This window comes from Aquimonas voraii, assembly GCF_900101825.1.
GTDB classification, from domain to species: Bacteria; Pseudomonadota; Gammaproteobacteria; order Xanthomonadales; family Xanthomonadaceae; genus Aquimonas; species Aquimonas voraii.
In genome coordinates this window covers 1,057,710-1,075,583 of sequence record NZ_FNAG01000001.1, presented here as the reverse complement: position 1 = coordinate 1,075,583, position 17,874 = coordinate 1,057,710, and the positions used below count along the sequence as shown (strand labels likewise).

The window sequence follows — 17,874 nt, the reverse complement described above, 5'->3', positions numbered from 1 at the left end:
GTGCGTGCTCGACCCGCGGGCGCGCTCTACATGGCGCGCGACAACGCTGAATGCATCAGCGTTGACCTAGCGCGGGCGAGGGTTTCGAAGTTCAGCCAGCCGAGCTTCGATCCGCGCCAGCTCTGCCGGGTCCGGATCGGGCAGCGATCTGTGAAGTTCCCGGCTGAGCTCCAGTTCCAGCCTTGCGTTCGCCAGGTCTCCGCGCAGCACCAAGGCCTCAGCAAGCCATGCATGGGCGTCCGCGTGTTCCGTGGCGAGGTCTGGTACTTGCTCGAAGCTTTCGATGGCTTCTCGAGCGTACCGCTCAGCCTGGATGGGATCGTCTGCCGCGATCCAAGCCCGTGCTTGCAGAACCTTGAATTTGGCTCGGCTGAGCGGACTCTCCGGAAGGTCGACCTCCACCTGTTCCAGAACGTCGAGTGCGGCGCGCGCGTTGCCCAACTCCAGGTAGGCAGTCGCCAGATTCGAGCCAAAGGTGGGCGACCAGTTGACGCGATGCGTGTCAGGCGCGGACGCAAGCGCCGCGCGGAAGCTTTCAACCGCCTCTGTCCAGCGATCTTGCGCGAGTTGGCTGCGCCCTATCGAGTTCTGGCTCAATGCGACTCGCGCATGCACCGGGCCGAAGTTTGAAAGATGGATCTGCAGCGCGCGGCGATGGATCTTCTCTGCGTCTTCCGGGCGGCCAAGCTGGGAGAGCAGCGTCCCGAAGTTCCCGAGGGCGATGCCCAAGGAAGGATGCTCTGAGCCCAGTGCCGCTTCGAGGTTGCGGATCGCGGCTTCATGCAAGGGTAGGGCCCGCTCCAACTGGCCCTCGCCCTGAAGGGCCAGGGCAAGGCTGGCCTGAGTTTCGCCTATCAGGGGATGCTGCGGCGGCAGGACGCGATGCTGCAGGTCCAATGACTCCTGAAGCATGATCGAGGCGTTGGGGTTCCTTCCAAGTCTTTGCTCCAGCATCACAGTCTGCAGCAGGCTTCGGGCCAGATCGAGCGGCGGCGTGTCGGCGCGGGCCCGCCGCAGCGCCAATGCCTCGCGGCTTGCGGCCAGTGCCTCTTCTCGCCGAGCTTTGCGCATCAACAGCTCGGCAAGACGAAAAAGCGTTTCGGCGACTTCGTGCGCCGCGCCTGATTCTGCGGATCGGAAGAGTCCAAGTGCGCGCCTGAGAAGTGCTTCGGGCTCATCAAGCTCATTGCCCTGACCCAACAGCCGCCCTCGACTGCGATACACCTTGGCAGCCAACAGGGGTTGTTCCGCCTCCAACGCCTCGACGAGTCCGAAGGCCTGCGTCAGCAGCTCACTGGCGCGGGCATAGTTCCCCAATGCCGCGTACACGTCTCCGACCGTGAGCAGCAGCTCCGCCCGCACTTCGGGATGTGCGCCCAGCTCGCCCTCGATCTGGCCGAAGCTGCGGTCCAGCAGGGCCTGCACGCTCAAGGGTTCGCCGCCACTCACGTCGGGGTCGATGCCTTCGAACAGGCGCTGCACCAGACTCTGCACCTGTCGTGCCTTGGCAGCCTCCGCCTGCGCACGGTCGCGCTCACGCTCCAGCGCCTGCGCCTGCAGGTTCAGGGTCACGAGATAGATGCTGAGCAGAGCCAGGGTCAACACCGCGAAAGCGAGACCCACGGGATGCCGGCGCACGAAGCGACCCATCCGGTAGCGCCAGGTGTCGGGGCGCGCGTGCAGGGTGCGGCCCTGGCGCGAGCGGATCAGGTCGTCGATTAGCTCGTCGACCGTGCCGTAGCGCCGTTCCGGCAGCTTCTGCAGGGCCTTGCCGACGATGGTGTCGAGATCGCCACGCAGCCGGCGGCGGAGCTGTCGCGGCTGCAGGTGGCGACGCAGGGCGAGTTCGGTGTCGCCGCTGCCGATGCGCTGGCTGGGGCGGGTCGGGTCCTGCTCGCAGACGATTCGTTCGATCGAAGCGGGCCCGGTGTGGCCGACGCGCTGGGCGCGATGGCCGCAGAGCAGTTCGTACAGCAGCAGTCCCAGCTGATACACATCGCTGGCGGTGGTCACCGGCTGTCCGCGCACCTGCTCGGGCGAGGCGTAGTCGGGGGTGAACATGCGCTGCTCGATGCGCGTGGCCAGCGGGTCCCCGCCTTCGCCATCGCCCAGCACCTTGGCGATACCGAAATCCAGAAGCTTCACCCGTCCATCCGCCCGCACCAGGATGTTCGAGGGTTTCAGGTCGCGATGGATGACCAGGCTGCGATGCGCGTGAGCCACCGCGCGGCAGACCTCGATGAACAGCTCGATGCGGGCCTCGACGCCGAGCCGCTGGCTGTCGCAGTACTGGTCGATGGGGGCGCCGTCGACATACTCCATCACCAGGTAGGGATGGCCCTGCGCATCGCGGCCGCCGTCGAGCAGGCTGGCGATGCCCGGGTGGTTCAGACGCGCGAGGATCTGCCGCTCCTGCAGGAAGCGCCGCGCGAACTCGCCGATCGCGAAGCCGCTGCGAATGAGCTTCATGGCGCCGAGCTGCTCGAAGCCGGCGTCGATGCGCTCGACCTTCAGCACCTCGCCCATGCCGCCCTGGCCTATCCGCTCCAGGATGCGCCAGCCACCGATCTGTTCGGGTAGGGCGCTGTCCTCCAAGCCAAGGCTGGCCGACAGGGCAGGGCTGCCCTGCTCGACCGCGGCATCGATCAGGCGCGCTGCTGCAGCGGCATCGAGCGCCAGCGGGTCGGTATCGGAGGCGCACAGGGCCAGCATCTCCTCGACATCGGCACGCAGCGAGGCGTCGTCGATGGTGGCCAGAAAAGCCGGGCGTGCATCGTCCTCCAGCTCCAGGGCCTGCATCAGCAGGCGATCGATCTCGATGCGGCGGTCGAGGCTCACGGCTCGCCCTGGAAGGCCTTTAGCAGCCAGGCGCGGGCGCGCAGCCAGTCGCGCTGCACGGTGCGCAGGGAGGTGTCGAGTGCGGCCGCGGTTTCCTCCTCGCTCAGGCCGCCGAAGTAGCGGCACTCGACCACCTGGGCCAGGCGTTCGTTGAACTGGCGCAGCTGCTCCAGTGCGAGGTCCACCGCGAGGATGTCCTCGGCTTGGGTATCGATGGCCACCAGGTCGGGCGTCAGGGTCAGGTCGGGCTGGCCGCCGCCGCGCTTGTCGCGGCAGCGTGCGCGCGCGGCGTCGACCAGGATGCGCCGCATCGCCCGGGCGCAGATCGCGAAGAAGTGGGTGCGGCTCTGCCAGTCGACGCCGGTCTCGTCGACCAGCTGCAGCCAGGCCTCCTGCAGCAGGGCGGTGGTCGACAGCGTCTCACCGCCCAGCCCATCGCGGCGGCGCTGGCGCTTGGCGATCTCGCGCAGCCGGCCATAGACCATGGGGACCAGCGCGTCGAAGGCGGCGCGCTCGCCGCTGCGGTGGCGCTGCAGGAGCTGGGTGATGTCGGCGTCCATCGCGTCCCGGGCAGTGGTGTGCAGGCGGAATCATACGGCGGGCATGGGCCGCGCTGCGGAATGTCGAGGCGCAACCTGCCGCTGCGCACCGCGCGGGCCTGCCCCGACCGCTTGATTCCGGCTCGCTGTCGTTTTCGATGCGGCGCCACGTGTACGGGGCTGACGACGCGCGGTGCAGCGCTGCCCGCCGGGACGTCGGACCGTATTGATGCTTGAGGAGATCCACCATGAACACGATGCGCCTGATCCGCAGCGGCCTGCTGCTTGGCCTTGGGATTGCTGCCAACGCCGCATGCGCCCAGGTCGAATACCGCAGCCTCGACCTGCAGGCCGCCTTCGGCAGCGAGCTGGTGCCCACCAAGTCGCACGTGGAGGTTCGCTGGGAGCGCTTCGGCAAGGCCCGCTTCGGCGACATCGACACCCTGGGCGCAGAGTCACCGCTGCCCGAGGGCGGCGAGAACGAGGTCGAAGACCGCCTGAAAGCCGTATCCGCTGAACTGGACGCGCGTCACTGGGTGGCGGTCAATCTGCGCACCGGCGACGAGTACCTGGTCGAGCTGCCGCTCGACACCGCTCGCAGCCTGCGCATGCTCTCTGCCAAGGCCGGCTGGGAGCAGGGCTACGAAGGCCTCGCCAATACTTCGACCGTCGCCGGCGCTGAGATGCAGATGCCGCTGCTGGGCGACGCCAAGGGCTGGAGCCATGGCAAGGACAGCCGCACCCGTCGCTTCGACAACACCAGCTATCCCTATCGCGCCATGGGCCAGATCGGTGGCGGCCTTGACTGGGGCTGCTCGGGCACCCTGGTCGGGCGTCGTCATGTGCTGACGGCTGCCCACTGCCTGTTTGGCTGGATCGAGCAGGACGACGGCAGCTTCGAGGGCACCTGGACCCTCGGTGGGCGCTTCCGTGCGGGCCGCGAGGGCAGCTGCAACAACGCCAGCTGCGAGCCCTACGGCGAACAGCAAGGCGTTTGGTACTACACGCCGGCCGCCTGGCGTGCCAGCCGCAACGCCTGGAACCACGACTACGGCCTGATCGTGCTCGACGGCACGCCGGGCAGTCAGACCGGCTGGTTGGGCTATGCCGCGATCGCCCAGGGGTCGCTGGAGGACTACTGCGACAAGGTGCCCTTCGGCCCCGGCTTCCTCGGCGGTCAGTGCTACAACCGCGGCTACCCGGCCTGCGGCTTCAACGAGGCGCCGCTCGAATGTCGCCTCAACAACAGCCTGCAAGGTTGGGCCTACCAGGACACCCAGCCCTGCGAGATCGGCAGCTTCGGCAGCAACGGTGCGGACGGCTGGGCGGCGCGCTTCTCCACCAACTGCGACCTGAGCCGCGGCCACTCCGGCTCGGCGGTGTTCACCGATGCCTGGAACGGTTCGGGGCATGTCGTGTTCGGCGTGGTCAGCACCCAGACCTGCACGACATGCACGGCGAGCGATGTGTACGTCAACGGCATCCGCCGCGTGACGCCGGAAGTGCTCGACATGATCGCTTACTTCAAGGCTGACAAGCCCTAGCAGGCTGCTCAAAAACAGCCTGTTAGCCCGGCCAGGGATGGCCGGGACGACGAAGCAAGCGCGTGAGCGATTGAGGTGTCGCGAGGCGGTACGGACCTGCGCCGGATCGCCGACTTCAAAAACTCCCCGGAAGGGAGTTCTTCAACAAGCTGCTAAGGGCAGCTGTTCGCAAGCCGGTCATTCCCGCTCCGGCGGGGATGAGCGGCCGCTTCGCGAGGGGCATGGGCAGGTGTCTTCGCACGGCCAACAGCCCCCAAGCGTGCGTACGCTCTCCCCGAATCCCGAATCCCGAATCCCGAATCCCGAATCCCGGCACTCAGCCCTGATGCCGCAGCGCCTCGATCGGATCCAGCTGAGCGGCCTTGCGCGCCGGGTAGTAGCCGAAGAACAGCCCGGTGGCGACGGCGAAGCCGGTGGCAAGGGCGATCACTTCGAAGCTGAGTTCGACGGGCAGGGCGCCGATGCGTCCAGCCAGCAGGGCGCCGGCGATGCCGATGGCGATGCCGATGATGCCGCCGCCAAGCGAGATCATCATGGCCTCGGCGAGGAACTGGCGCTGGATCTCCTTCGGGCCGGCTCCGACCGCCATGCGCAGGCCGATCTCGCGGATGCGTTCGGTGACCGAGACCAGCATGATGTTCATGATGCCGATGCCGCCGACCACCAGCGAGATACCTGCCACCGCGCCGAGCAGCATGGACATGAGCCGGGTGGTTTCGTTGCGCGCGCTCACCAGCTGGGTCAGGTTGCGGACGATGAAGTCGTCGTCGCCGCCGGGCGGGATCTTGTGGGTTTCCTTGAGCACCGCGTTGAGATCGGCCTCAACCTTGGCCATGTCCTTGGACGAGGCGGTGCCCACGACGATGCCTTGCACCGTGCCGGGCGGCAGCTGCATCTGGCCCATCAGACGACGGCGCGCGGTGTCGAGCGGCACGAAGACCGTGTCGTCCTGATCTCCGCCCCAGCCGCTCTGACCCTTCGGATTCGCCACGCCCACCACGGTGAAGGGCACGCGGCCGATGCGGATGGTGGCGCCGATCGGATCGTCCTCGCCGAACAGCTTCTCGCGCACGGTCTGGCCGAGCACCACCACGGTGTCGGTGCCGTCGAAGCTCGCCAGCTCCGTCTCGTCGCCGGCGGCCAGGGTCCAGTCGAGGATGCGGAAGAAGTCCGGCTGCACGCCCTGCCACTGGGTGCTCCAGTTCTGCTCGGCCTGGATCACCTGCGCACTGCCGCGCACCGTGGCGCTGACGAAGCGCGCTTCGGGAATGCGCTCGCGGATGGCTTCGACGTCGTCCATGGTCAGCGAGAAGATGCTCCCCGCGCCCATGCGGACGGCCCCCTGGCGTCCCCAGTTGGGCATCACGTCGATCCGGTTCGAGCCCAGTCGGGAAATGGTCTGATCCAGCTGCGCCTGGGTGCCTTGGCCAACCGACACCATCACGATGACGGCGGCGATGCCGATGATCACGCCGAGCGCGGTCAGGGTGCTGCGCAGCCAGTTGCCGCGCAGCGCGAACAGGGCCATGTAGAGGATGTCGCGAAAGCGCACGCGACCGGGCGGCACGAAAGCCTGGGGTGGGTTCGGGCTCATCGCGGCAGCTCCTTCAGTTCGCCATCGTGCATCGATAGCACGCGATCGGCACGCGCCGCCACGTCGGGATCGTGGGTGATCAGCACGATGGTATGGCCCTGCGCCTGCAGGTTCTGGAACAGCTTCAGGATCTCCTCGCCCGTGCGCGAGTCCAGCGCGCCGGTGGGCTCGTCGGCCAGCAGGATGGGCGCCCGGTTGATCAGCGCGCGGGCGATCGCCACGCGCTGCTGCTGGCCGCCCGAGAGTTCACTGGGGCGGTGCTTGCCGCGCTCACCCAGGCCGACCTCGGCCAAGGCCTGCTGGGCCCGTTGGCGGCGCTCCTGCGGCGGTACGCCGGCATAGGTCAGCGGCAGCATCACGTTGTCCAGCGCCGACATCCGGCTCAGCAGGTGGAAGCCCTGGAACACGAAGCCGATCTTCTCGAGTCGCAGGCGCGCGCGGCCGGCCGCATCAAGTTCGGCGACGTCCACGCCGTCGCAGAGGTAGCGGCCGGCGCTGGGCGAATCGAGGCAGCCGATCAGGTTCATCAGGGTCGACTTGCCCGAGCCGGAAGGGCCGATGATGGCGACGAACTCGCCGTGGGCGATGTCGAAGCTGACCCCGCGCAGGGCCACGACTTCGGCCGCCGTGCCCTCGGCGTAGACCTTGCGCAGGTGCTCGCAATGGATGACGGGCGCGGCTGCCGTCATGCGCCGCCCTCGCTGCCGGTGATGATGGCCTCGCCTTCGGCCAGCGCGCTGCCGACGATCTCGGTGTGGCTGCTGTCGGACAGACCGGCGCGCGTCTGCACCGGCTCGGGCTTGCCGTCGCGCAGCACGTAGACGGTGATCGCGCGCGCGTTCGCCAGTTCATTCAGCTGCGCATCGAAGCGCTCGCGCTGGTCCGCGTCCAGGGTTGCGAGGAAGCCCGCATAGCCGTCGCGGATGCGCGCCGTCATCCCCGCCGCGATCTGCGCCTGGCTGGGGCCGCCGCTGCTCATGGTGAACATCGGCGCGCCGCCGGCACCGCCCTGGGCCATGCGCTGCTGGATCTGCTGGCGCATGCGCTCGGCGCGCTCGCGCGCAGCCGCGGCATCGGCATCGAAGGCTGCGCGCTGGGTCGGGTTGAGTTCCAGCCCATCGGCGATGCGGGCAAGCTCATCGGCGAGATTGCCGCCGCCGAACATCCGCGCCATCGGGTTCTCGGCGGGGGCGTCGGCGGGTTTGTAGCGCAGGGCCGCGTTGGGCACCCGCAGTACACCGCGGCGCTCGCTGACCTCGATGCTGGCGTTGGCCGTCATGCCCGGCAGCAGGCTGAAGTCGGGGTTCTCGACAGCGATGATCACCGGGTAGGTGATGACGTTCTGGGTGTTCACCGCCGCCAGCCGCACCTGTCTGACTTCGCCGCGGAAGTCGCGGCCGGCGAAGGCATCGACCGTGAACTTGACGGGCTGGCCCGCGCGGATCTGGCCGACATCGCTTTCGTCGACGCTCAACTCGATCTGCATCTGGCTCAAGTCTTCAGCAATCTGGAACAGCACCGGCGACTGGAAGCTCGCGGCCACGGTCTGGCCGGGCTCGGCCGTGCGGCTCAGCACGACGCCATCGACCGGCGAGCGGATCACGGTGTAGTCGAGGTCGAGCTCGGCATCGGCGACGTTGGCCTCGGCCTGCTCGATCTGCGCGCGGGCGGAGGCCACCCGCGCCACTGCCTGCTCGCGCGCGGCGATGGCGAGATCCAGGTCGGCGCGCGAGACCAGCTGCCTGCCGACCAGCTCCTGTTTGCGCGCGAAGTCGGCCTCGGCGTTCTTCTGTGCCGCCAGCGCCTCCTGCAGGCTGGCGCGCGCGCTGGCCAGCGCTGCCCGGGTCTGGGTCAGCCGGGCCTGGTAGTTGGCGGGATCGAGCCGGGCGATGATCTGGTCGCGGCTGACGCGGTCGTTGAAATCGACCAGCACTTCCTGGATTTGGCCTGACACCTGCGAACCGATATCGACCGTCGACAGTGCCTTGAGGGCGCCGGTGGCCGAGATCGCCACGCGCAGATCGCCGCGCGCGAGCGGCACGGTCTTGTAGCTGAGTGCTGTGCCGCCGCTCCGGCTGGTCCAGTAATAGATGCCACCAAGGACGCTGGCGAAGATGGCGGCGTACAGGAACAGGGCAGGGCGGAAGCGGCGTGAGGCAGCGGGTCGCGAATTCATGAAGTGCGGGACTCGGAGGAGGGATGGCAGTGAAGGATCTGCAACGCGGCGGCGACGGAAATCCGTCGCCTGCCGACTGACCCCACACGATAGCTGTTGCAGGATGTGCGCTGTGCTGCGTTTCGGCGATGCCCGATGGTCATGCGCGGCAGGGTCCGCCGCGATCGATCGCCGCGAGAAGCGTCGAGGAACAGGCCGGTACATCGCCTCGCGGTTGTGGGCAAACCCCCGCGTGGACTACACTTGCGCGCCCCTTGGGCTGGCGCGCTTCCTGCCCCCAGCCTTCGAGGCGGCAAACCCACACCCCCACCACGGCGGTTCTCGCGGTGCTCCGAGCGTGTTTCATCGCACGCAGTCCGGAGTTCCTGCGGTTCCCGCATCCAAGAGGTTCACATGTCCATCGACACCCAGAAGATCATCGAAGATTTCAAGCGCGGCCCCGGCGACACCGGCTCCCCGGAAGTGCAGGTGGCCCTGCTGTCGGCTCGCATCGAGCAGCTGACCGAGCACTTCAAGATCCACAAGCTCGACCACCACGGCCGTCGCGGCCTGATCCGCCTGGTCAACCAGCGCCGTCGTCTCCTGAGCTATCTCAAGGGCAAGGATGGCGATCGCTACAAGACGCTCATCGAGCGCCTCGGCATCCGTCGCTAAGCCCATAAGGGGACGTCAAACGTGGCGAAAGTAACCAAGACCTTTCAGTACGGAAACCACCAGGTCACGCTGGAGACGGGTGAAATCGCCCGCCAGGCCGGCGGTGCGGTCCTCGTCAAGATGGCCGACACCGTCGTGCTGGTCACGGCAGTTGCCAACAAGGGCCTGCGCGACGGCATCGACTTCTTCCCGCTCACGGTCGACTACCAGGAGAAGTTCTACGCCGGCGGCCGCATCCCGGGCGGCTTCTTCAAGCGCGAAGGCCGCCTGACCGAAAAGGAAACGCTGACCTCGCGCCTGATCGATCGTCCGATCCGCCCGCTGTTCCCGGAAACCTTCCGTCATGAGGTCCAGGTCATCGCCACGGTGATGTCCATGAACCCGGAAGTGGACGGCGACATACCGGCCATGATCGGTGCCTCCGCCGCCCTGTGCCTCACCGGCGTGCCCTTCAAGGGCCCGATCGGCGCGGCCAAGGTCGGCTACAAGAACGGCCAGTATCTGCTGAACCCGACCGCCAGCGAACTCGCCACCTCCGACCTGGAGCTGGTCGTCGCCGGCACCAAGGACGCAGTGCTGATGGTCGAGTCCGAGGCCAAGCTGCTCTCTGAGGAAGTCATGCTGGGCGCGGTGATGTTCGGCCACCAGCAGCTGCAGACGGTGATCAATGCGATCAACGAGCTGGTCGCCGAAGTCGGCGTCAGCGCCTTCCCGTGGACGGCGCCGGAGCCGGCGACTGCCTTCATCGACGCCATCAAGGCGGCGGTGGGCGATCGCCTGGAGAAGGCCTACCGGATCCAGGCCAAGGCCGAGCGCCGCGAAGCCATCAGCGCCCTGCGCAAGGACGTGCTGGCTGCGCTGGAGCCGCAGTTCGAGGCCAATGGCTGGACGGCCAAGCAGTTCGCCGCCGAATTCGGCGACCTCGAGTACCACACCATGCGCGCCATGGTGCTGGCGACCAAGAGCCGTGTCGACGGCCGCGATCTCACCACCGTGCGCCCGATTTCGGTGCGTACCGGCGTGCTGCCGCGCACCCATGGTTCGGCCCTGTTCACCCGCGGTGAGACGCAGTCGATCGTGGTGGCCACCCTGGGCACCGCGCGCGACGGCCAGATCATTGATGCGGTGTCGGGCGAGTACAAGGAACACTTCCTGTTCCACTACAACTTCCCGCCCTACTGCACCGGCGAGACCCGTCCGATGATGGGGCCGAAGCGTCGCGAGATCGGCCATGGCCGTCTGGCGAAGCGCGGCGTGCTGGCGGTGATGCCGTCGATGGAAGAGTTCCCGTACACCATCCGCTGCGTGTCCGAGATCACCGAGTCGAACGGCTCGTCCTCGATGGCCTCGGTCTGCGGTTCCTCGCTGGCCCTGATGGACGCGGGCGTGCCGATCAAGGCGCCGGTGGCGGGTATCGCCATGGGCCTGATCAAGGAAGGCAACGCCTTCGCTGTGCTGTCCGACATCCTCGGTGACGAAGATCACCTGGGCGACATGGACTTCAAGGTCGCCGGCACCGAGAACGGCATCTCCGCCCTGCAGATGGACATCAAGATCGAGGGCATCACCGAGGAGATCATGAAGATCGCGCTCGACCAGGCCAAGGCCGGTCGACTGCACATCCTCGGCGAGATGAACAAGGTCATCAACGCGCCGCGCGCCGAGATGAGCGAGTACGCCCCGCGCCTGCTGACCATCAAGATCCACCCGGACAAGATCCGCGAGGTCATTGGCAAGGGTGGCGCCACCATCCAGGGCATCACCAAGGAAACCGGCACCCAGATCGACATCCAGGATGACGGCACCATCGTGATCGCCTCGGTCAACGCCGCCCAGGCGCAGGCCGCCAAGGCGCGCATCGAGCAGATCACGTCCGACGTCGAGCCGGGCCGGATCTACGAGGGCAAGGTCGCCAAGCTGATGGACTTCGGCGCGTTCGTCACCATCGCCCCCGGCAAGGATGGTCTGGTGCATGTCTCGCAGATCTCCTCCGAGCGCGTCGAGAAGGTGTCCGACAAGCTGAAGGAAGGCGACATCGTCAAGGTCAAGGTGCTTGAGGTCGACAAGCAGGGCCGCATCCGCCTGTCGATGAAGGCCGTGCTGGAAGACGAAGCCGCCGGCTGATCCCCCGGGATCCCGGCTGCCAAATGGAAAGGGCGGGCCGCAGGGCCCGCCCTTTCTGTTTGCGCGATGTCATCGCCGCGGGTGCTTTTGCGATGCGCGGCCTTCGGCACGGTCGCGCACCGAGGGCATCCGCTACAACTGCGCGCCCTCACCTCACCGTACGGAAGCCGTCGATGCGCATCACGCCGCGCCGCCTGCGCTGGATCTTCAACCTCTGGCCCCCCTTCCTGTTCGCCGGCATCCGCGTCGAGCACATCGCCCCCGACTGGAGTCGTGCGCGGGTGCGCATGGATCTGCGCTGGTACAACCGCAACTATGTGCGCACGCATTTTGGCGGCAGCCTGTTCGCGATGACGGATCCGTTCTGGATGCTGCTTGCCATGGAGTCGCTGGGGCACGAGTTCATCGTCTGGGACAAGGCGGGCGAGATCGAATTTGTCAAACCCGGCCGCGGCCGGGTGAGCGCGGAGTTCCACCTGGAGCCGGATCTGGTGCACCGCCTGCGCGAACAAGCGCGCCATGAGCGCAAGGTGCTGCACTGGTTCGAGACCGACGTGGTGGACGAAGCCGGCGACACTGTGGCGCGCGTGCGCAAGCAGCTCTACATCCGCCGCAAGCGCGAGAGCGGCTGAAACCGTAGCGAAGCTCGCCCTCCGGCCAAGCCTCGCCTATGCTCGCGGGCCCGCTTGCCGTTGGCGAACCAGGCTTCATGAGTTCCGACCCCGCCGCCTCGACCTCCGTGCTGGATGGCCTGCCGCAGATTCCCGGCTACCGCCTGCTGCGCCCCTTGGGCCGCGGTGGCATGGCCTTGGTCTATCTGGCGGTACAGCTCTCGCTGGATCGCGAGGTGGCAATCAAGGTGATGGCGCAGGAGGCCAGCGTCGATGCCGAGCGCGCCGAGCGCTTCGAGCGCGAGGCGCGGATCATCGCGAGGCTGGAACATCCCAGCATCGTCGGCATCCACGAGGTCGGTCGCACGGTGGATGGACGGCCCTACTACGTCATGCCGTATCTCGCCCGGGGTGACTTGGCGCAGCGCGACCTCAGCGCCGACGAAGACCAGGTGATCGATGTGCTGACGGCCCTGCTCGATGCGCTGGGTTACGCGCATGCGCGCGGGATCGTGCATCGCGACGTCAAACCCGAGAACGTGCTGTTCGACAGCGGCGGACGGCCGCAGCTGGCCGATTTCGGGATCGCGCTGTCGCGGCGCAGCGTCAATGCGCGGATCACGAGCGATGGACTGGCCATGGGCTCTGGCGGCTACATGAGTCCAGAGCAGTCGCGCGGCGAAGACGTCGACGGCCGCGCCGATCTCTACAGCCTCGGCGTGCTGACCTATGAATTGCTGACCGGCGAGCTGCCCTTCCGCGCCAGCGATCCGCTGACCCTCGCCCTGATGCACGCACAAAGCCCTGTGCCGAGGCTGCCGCAGGGGCTGGCCCATTGGCAGGGCTTCATCGACCAGGCCATGGCCAAGGATCCGCGCCGGCGCTTCCGCAACGCGCACGCCATGCAGCGCGCCCTGGATGCGCTTGCCGCGCGCACGCTGTCGGGCTTCAACCTGCGCCGGATCTGGCTGCAGGCGCGGGCCCAGCCGCTGCGGTCGCCGCCGGTCCTGTTGCTGGCGGGCCTGTGTCTCAGCCTGCTGCTGGTCGTGGCTTTGGAGTCGCGGCGCGGCGCGGCGCCAGCGACCGCAGTCGATCCCGCGGGCACTGCGGCGGCTGCACTGGACGCAAACGCCATGGCGGCAATCCAGCGTCGACTCGATGAGGCCGCGCTGCAGCTGGCGCGCGGCGATCTGGTCACGCCGGCAGGTGCCAACGCCGCCGAGAGCTATCTGTCCGTTCTGCAAGCCGATCCGGCGCGCGAGGACGCCCTGCTGGGCCTCGATGCGGTGTTCGATGGCCTGTCCCAGCGCGCGGTCGCGGCCTTGAGCGCGGGGCGCGACGATGAAGCGCTGCAGCGCGTCGAGGAGGCTCGCCTGCTGGCCGACAGCGCGCGTCTGCATGCCCGGCCGGGCTGGCAGCGCTTCGCCGGCGCCCTGGGCGCGCTGATGCGCGAACGCATCGAGGCAAACCTTGAGGTGCTCGATCGCCAGGGCGCCGAGGCCCTGCTGCGACGCTGGCGTGAGCTGGGCGGCACGGGCCCCGAGCTGGAGGCTCTGGCGGATCGAATCGCCGGCCTGCCTGCCGCGGGCATGCGCCTTGCCGATGCCGGCGGGCCGCCGCTGCTGCTGGTGCCAGCGCGGCTCGAGGGTTCACGCGTCGAACGGCCCTTCGCGCTGATGCAGCGCGAGCTCACCCGCGCCGAGTACGCCCGTTTCGCAGCAGCAACCCGCCGCGAGGCTGCGCCCTGTCGGCGCCGGGACAGCCTGATCCCGTCGCCTTTTCGTCGGCGCTGGCGCGATCCCGGCTTCGAACAGAGCGAGGAGGAGCCCGTGGTCTGCGTCAGCCAGGCCGACGCCCGCGCCTACGCCGAGTGGCTGAGTGCGCGTACCGGCGCGCGCTATCGCCTGCCCACCCTGGGGGAATGGCGGCACGCCGCGCAGGCGGGCCAACGCCCCGGGCGCTGCGCCGAGGCCAACCTGTCCGAGCGCGACGGCTGTCGCGACAGCGTGCGCTACACCAACGCTTCGGGACGCTTCCGCGCCGATCCGCTGGGCTTCGCCGACCTGGCCGGCAACGTCGCCGAGTGGCTGGCCGACTGCGCGCGTGGCTCCAACTGCGAGCGCTATCTGATCGCTGGCGGCTCGTGGCGCGAGAGCTTCGCCCCGGATCTGCGCCTTGCCGTCGCCGAGGGTGAGCGCATACGGGGCTACGACGATGTCGGCCTGCGCCTGTTGCGTGAGATCGACGGCGACCGATTGCCCGACGCCGAGCCTTGAACCCTTAAGGGATATGGATTGAATGCAGAAGTCATCGCCACCTGAGTCGGCAGAACCCGACGCACCCATCCAGAGCCCTCCACCACGCCGTCCCAACCTGCACATCCAGCGTTATTTGATTACCGGATTGCTGACGGTGTTTCCGCTGTGGCTGACCTGGGTGGTGTTCGAGTTTCTGCTGCGCCAGCTCTCGCGCTTCGGCGCGCCCTTCGTCGATGCGCTGATGGTGGCGATGACACGGGTATTCCCGAACGTCGAGCGTCTATTCGACATCGGCTCGCTGCGCTTCAGCCTCGCGGTGGTGCTGACTCTGCTCAGCCTGTACGGCTTGGGCTGGCTGGCCAATCGCGTCGTCGGCAAGCGCCTGCTGACCGCACTTGACGCCCTGATCGATCGCATCCCCTTGGTCAAGGCGATCTACGGCGGCACCAAGAAGCTGCTGTCGGTGCTGCAGACCAAGCCCGAGGGGGCGCAACGCGTGGTGCTGATCGATTTCCCGCACCGGCAGATGAAGGTGATCGGCTTTGTGACAAGGGTGATCCGGGAGGAAGGCACCGGCCGCGAATTGGCGGCCGTGTACGTGCCTACCACGCCCAACCCCACTTCGGGTTACCTCGAAATCGTGCCGGTTGAGTACCTGACACCGACCGAATGGACGGTCGACCAGGCGATGGCCTTCATCATTTCCGGCGGTGCCGTCAGCCCCGAAGAGATCCCGTTCGACCGTCAGCCGGTGGAGACGTCCAAGCCATGAGCCCGCGCAGCCAGCGTCTGTTCGTCGTCCTCGCCGGCTTCTTCGTCGCCAACGCGATCCTGGCCGAGCTCATCGGCGTCAAGATCTTCGCGTTGGAGGACACCTTGGGCCTCGCCCCCTTCAACTGGAACCTGTTCGGCCAGAGCGGCTCGTTGAGCTTCACCGCCGGCGTGCTGCTGTGGCCGGTGGTGTTCGTGATGACCGATGTCATCAACGAGTACTTCGGCCCGCGCGGCGTGCGCTTCGTGTCCTGGCTGACGGTGGGGCTGATCCTCTACGCCTTCCTGTTCGCCTATGCGGCCATCGCGCTGGCGCCGGCCGGCTGGTGGCGCGCGGCGGGGGCAGGGCAGGGTGTGCCTGATCTGCAGGCGGCATTCGCGGCGATCTTTGGCCAGGGCCTGTGGACCATCGGCGGCTCGGTCACGGCGTTTCTGATCGGCCAGTTGATCGACGTGGCGGTGTTCCAGCGCATCCGCCGCCTGACGGGTGAGCGCCTGATCTGGCTGCGCGCGACCGGCTCGACGCTGGTGTCGCAGTTCTTCGACAGCTTCATCGTGCTCTATATCGCCTTCGTGATCGGCCCGCAGCAGTGGCCGATCGCGCAGTTCCTCGCGGTGGGCACGGTCAACTACGCCTACAAGGTGGCGATGGCGCTGGCGCTGATTCCGCTGCTGTACGTCGCGCGCCTGCTGATCAAGCGCTGGCTGGGCAGCGAGGAAACCGAACGTTTGCGCGCCGAGGCCGCCCGCGCCTGAGCGGGCGTCGAGCGGCGCAGGGGCGGTCAGTTGCGCGGCCGGGTTTCGATGCCCTGCTCCTGCAGGGCGCGTGCGGCCGCGCCCAGATCGGGGCGGGCCGGCAAGGCCACACCTTCCGCTGGGGCATCGCCGCTTGCATCGCCGCCGGCATTGCCTGCGTCAAGGGCGGGCGGAAGATCCTCGCCTGCTGCGCTCTCGGCGCCGAAGCCATCGGTGCGCCGTGCGGCGTCTTCGGCAGCGCGGTTCATGATGATGATGCTGATGCGCCGGTTGATCGGATTGGTCGGCTGGTCCTTGTCGAACAGCACCGATGAGGAAAGGCCGACCACGCGTGACACCTTGTCTTCCGGAAGCCCGGCGCGCACCAGTTCGCGCCGCGCCGCGTTGGCGCGATCTGCCGACAACTCCCAGTTCGAGTAGCCGTTGCGGCTGGCATAGGGCGTGGTGTCGGTGTGGCCTGAAAGACTGATCCGCTTGTCCACGCTGTCGATGTAAGGCGTGAGCTCCTTCAGGATCTCGCGCGTGTAGTCCTTGAGCGTCGCACTGCCGCTGTCGAACATCGGCCGGTTCTGCTCGTCGACGATCTGGATGCGTAGCCCCTCCGGCGTGATGTCGAGCAACAGCTGATCCTTGAAGGGCTGCAGGGCCTGACTCTTCTCGATCGCGGCCTCGAGCTCCTCCTTCAGGGACTGCAGTTCGCGCTTCTCCTGCTCTTCGGCGAGGCGCTTGGCCTCCTCGGCATCGGGCACCTCCTCGACCTCGCCGATCTTGGGGCCTTCGCCGTCCATGGTCGGCGAGATGTTGGAAGGGCCGACCCTGACCGGGTTGGTGCCGGAACCGCCGGCGCCCATCGCCGCCGGTGGCGGTGCCTGCGAGGTGCCGCGCAGCACGCTGGGGTTCTTGAAGTATTCGGAGATGCCCGAGAGCTTCTCTTCCGGCAGGGACACCACCAGCCACATGACCAGAAAGAAGGCCATCATCGCGGTCACGAAATCGGCGTAAGCCACCTTCCAGGCACCACCGTGGTGGCCGCCCGCGACCTTCTTGACGCGCTTGATGATGATCGGCTGCTGGGCGTCAGCCATGGACAGGCTCCCGCAGGATGGATGCCGTATGCATCGCGGCAGGCCTCACTTGGCGGCCTTCAGTTCGGCTTCGAGATCCTGGAAGCTCGGTCGCACGTCGCTGAAGAGCAGCTTGCGCGCGAACTCGATGGCGACCTGCGGCGGATAGCCGCGCAGGTAGGCGATCAACGCCATCTTGACGATTTCGAAAGGCTTGCTGTCCTCGTCCGCACGCGCGCCCAGGGCATTCGCCACCGGGCCGACATAGCCATAGCCCAACAGGATGCCAAGGAAGGTGCCGACCAGGGCGGAGGCGACCTTCTGGCCGATCACCGCGGGCGGCGCATCGCCGACGATGCTCATCACCTTCACGATGCCAAGCACGGCGGCGACGATACCGAAAGCCGGCAGACCATCGGCCACGTTCTGGATGGCGTGGCTGGGGGTATGCGCTTCCTTGTGGTGGGTTTCCAGCTCGACTTCCAGCAGGCCCTCCAACTCGTGCGGGGCGAGATTGCCGCCGATGATGAGGCGCAGGCAGTCGGTGGTGAAGTCAAGCAGGTGATGGTCTTCCAGCACCTTCGGGTACTTCTGGAAGATCGCGCTGTTCGCCGGATTCTCGACGTGATCCTCGATCGACATCAGGCCGTCCTTGCGGATCTTCTGCAGGATCTCGTACAGCAGCTTGAGCAGATCGATGTAGTCGGCGCGCTGGAACTTGGCCGGCTTGAGCAGGGCGAGCGTGCCGCCGATCGCGCCCTTCAGGGTCTTCATCGAGTTGGCGATCACGAAGGCGCCGAAGGCGCCACCGCCGATGATGAAGAGCTCGATCGCGGCGGCTTCCACCACCGTCATGATGTGGCCACCGGCCAGGATGAAGCCGCCAAACACGCAGAGAGTGACGAGGATGGCACCAACGATGATCAGCATGCGGAAGTCCGTAAG

Annotated in this window: 14 protein-coding genes; 7 read left to right on the top strand and 7 right to left on the bottom strand. The window is 67.4% G+C overall.

Annotated elements, in window-relative coordinates; genetic code table 11:
- Positions 1-66: 66 nt before the first annotated feature.
- The gene (locus tag BLP83_RS04605; RefSeq protein ID WP_091239321.1) at positions 67-2,838 is read right to left on the bottom strand and encodes a serine/threonine-protein kinase; all 2,772 of its coding nucleotides are present in this window, start codon (positions 2,836-2,838) and stop codon (positions 67-69) included.
- The gene (locus BLP83_RS04600) at positions 2,835-3,398 is read right to left on the bottom strand and encodes an ECF-type sigma factor (RefSeq protein WP_091239319.1); all 564 of its coding nucleotides are present in this window, start codon (positions 3,396-3,398) and stop codon (positions 2,835-2,837) included. Before BLP83_RS04600 ends, BLP83_RS04605 begins: the two co-directional genes overlap by 4 nt.
- 227 nt (positions 3,399-3,625) lie before the next feature.
- Between BLP83_RS04600 and BLP83_RS04595 the strand changes: the two genes are divergently transcribed.
- A complete protein-coding gene (locus BLP83_RS04595) occupies positions 3,626-4,921 on the top strand; it encodes a trypsin-like serine peptidase (protein ID WP_091239318.1) in 1,296 nt (431 codons plus the stop codon).
- 316 nt (positions 4,922-5,237) lie between these two features.
- Here the strand turns inward: BLP83_RS04595 and BLP83_RS04590 are convergent, their stop codons facing one another.
- The 3 genes from BLP83_RS04590 to BLP83_RS04580 are packed head-to-tail and all read right to left on the bottom strand — an operon-like array spanning position 5,238 to position 8,691.
- Positions 5,238-6,515, bottom strand: coding sequence for an ABC transporter permease (locus tag BLP83_RS04590; protein ID WP_245679949.1), 1,278 nt, complete (start codon positions 6,513-6,515; stop codon positions 5,238-5,240).
- Positions 6,512-7,204 carry an ABC transporter ATP-binding protein gene (locus BLP83_RS04585; protein ID WP_091239316.1) on the bottom strand — a complete coding sequence of 231 codons (693 nt, stop codon included), beginning with the start codon at positions 7,202-7,204 and terminating at the stop codon, positions 6,512-6,514. Before BLP83_RS04585 ends, BLP83_RS04590 begins: the two co-directional genes overlap by 4 nt.
- Entirely contained in the window at positions 7,201-8,691 is a 1,491-nt protein-coding gene (locus BLP83_RS04580) for an efflux RND transporter periplasmic adaptor subunit (protein ID WP_091239314.1), read from the bottom strand. The genes BLP83_RS04585 and BLP83_RS04580 overlap by 4 nt, the downstream gene beginning before the upstream one ends.
- A gap of 393 nt (positions 8,692-9,084) precedes the next feature.
- On the opposite strand from BLP83_RS04580, the gene rpsO reads away from it, so the two are divergent.
- The 6 genes from rpsO (at position 9,085) to BLP83_RS04550 (ending at position 15,865) form a co-directional block, all read left to right on the top strand.
- Positions 9,085-9,345 carry a 30S ribosomal protein S15 gene (gene rpsO, locus BLP83_RS04575; RefSeq protein WP_091239312.1) on the top strand — a complete coding sequence of 87 codons (261 nt, stop codon included), beginning with the start codon at positions 9,085-9,087 and terminating at the stop codon, positions 9,343-9,345.
- A 21-nt stretch (positions 9,346-9,366) separates the two neighbouring features.
- On the top strand, positions 9,367-11,469 hold the full coding sequence (gene pnp, locus BLP83_RS04570; RefSeq protein ID WP_091239311.1) for a polyribonucleotide nucleotidyltransferase: 2,103 nt from the start codon (positions 9,367-9,369) through the stop codon (positions 11,467-11,469).
- A gap of 173 nt (positions 11,470-11,642) precedes the next feature.
- Complete coding sequence (locus tag BLP83_RS04565) at positions 11,643-12,101, top strand: DUF4442 domain-containing protein (RefSeq protein WP_091239309.1); 459 nt, start codon at positions 11,643-11,645, stop codon at positions 12,099-12,101.
- Between the two features lie 77 nt (positions 12,102-12,178).
- Positions 12,179-14,356, top strand: coding sequence for a bifunctional serine/threonine-protein kinase/formylglycine-generating enzyme family protein (locus tag BLP83_RS04560; RefSeq protein WP_218121187.1), 2,178 nt, complete (start codon positions 12,179-12,181; stop codon positions 14,354-14,356).
- Between the two features lie 22 nt (positions 14,357-14,378).
- Positions 14,379-15,110 (top strand): DUF502 domain-containing protein, encoded by a 732-nt coding sequence (locus BLP83_RS04555; RefSeq protein ID WP_091239308.1) that lies wholly within the window; start codon positions 14,379-14,381, stop codon positions 15,108-15,110.
- Positions 15,107-15,865, top strand: a complete 759-nt coding sequence (locus BLP83_RS04550; RefSeq protein WP_091239306.1) for a queuosine precursor transporter — start codon at positions 15,107-15,109, stop codon at positions 15,863-15,865. Before BLP83_RS04555 ends, BLP83_RS04550 begins: the two co-directional genes overlap by 4 nt.
- Before the next feature lie 26 nt (positions 15,866-15,891).
- Here the strand turns inward: BLP83_RS04550 and motB are convergent, their stop codons facing one another.
- Both motB and motA read right to left on the bottom strand, forming a co-directional pair.
- Positions 15,892-16,950 (bottom strand): flagellar motor protein MotB, encoded by a 1,059-nt coding sequence (gene motB / locus BLP83_RS04545; RefSeq protein ID WP_176763928.1) that lies wholly within the window; start codon positions 16,948-16,950, stop codon positions 15,892-15,894.
- A gap of 45 nt (positions 16,951-16,995) precedes the next feature.
- Positions 16,996-17,859: a flagellar motor stator protein MotA gene (gene motA, locus BLP83_RS04540; protein WP_091239304.1), complete on the bottom strand. Its 864-nt coding sequence runs from the start codon at positions 17,857-17,859 to the stop codon at positions 16,996-16,998.
- Between the last annotated feature and the right edge of the window lie 15 nt (positions 17,860-17,874).

Bases quoted from the DNA above. Each gene is read 5' to 3' on its own strand.
- BLP83_RS04590 (WP_245679949.1), bottom strand. From the start codon at position 6,515: ATGAGCCCGAACCCACCCCAGGCTTTCGTGCCGCCCGGTCGCGTGCGC.
- motB (WP_176763928.1), bottom strand. From the start codon at position 16,950: ATGGCTGACGCCCAGCAGCCGATCATCATCAAGCGCGTCAAGAAGGTC.
- BLP83_RS04580 (WP_091239314.1), bottom strand. From the start codon at position 8,691: ATGAATTCGCGACCCGCTGCCTCACGCCGCTTCCGCCCTGCCCTGTTC.
- BLP83_RS04555 (WP_091239308.1), top strand. From the start codon at position 14,379: ATGCAGAAGTCATCGCCACCTGAGTCGGCAGAACCCGACGCACCCATC.
- BLP83_RS04595 (WP_091239318.1), top strand. From the start codon at position 3,626: ATGAACACGATGCGCCTGATCCGCAGCGGCCTGCTGCTTGGCCTTGGG.
- BLP83_RS04560 (WP_218121187.1), top strand. From the start codon at position 12,179: ATGAGTTCCGACCCCGCCGCCTCGACCTCCGTGCTGGATGGCCTGCCG.
- rpsO (WP_091239312.1), top strand. From the start codon at position 9,085: ATGTCCATCGACACCCAGAAGATCATCGAAGATTTCAAGCGCGGCCCC.
- BLP83_RS04565 (WP_091239309.1), top strand. From the start codon at position 11,643: ATGCGCATCACGCCGCGCCGCCTGCGCTGGATCTTCAACCTCTGGCCC.
- BLP83_RS04600 (WP_091239319.1), bottom strand. From the start codon at position 3,398: ATGGACGCCGACATCACCCAGCTCCTGCAGCGCCACCGCAGCGGCGAG.
- motA (WP_091239304.1), bottom strand. From the start codon at position 17,859: ATGCTGATCATCGTTGGTGCCATCCTCGTCACTCTCTGCGTGTTTGGC.
- BLP83_RS04585 (WP_091239316.1), bottom strand. From the start codon at position 7,204: ATGACGGCAGCCGCGCCCGTCATCCATTGCGAGCACCTGCGCAAGGTC.
- BLP83_RS04550 (WP_091239306.1), top strand. From the start codon at position 15,107: ATGAGCCCGCGCAGCCAGCGTCTGTTCGTCGTCCTCGCCGGCTTCTTC.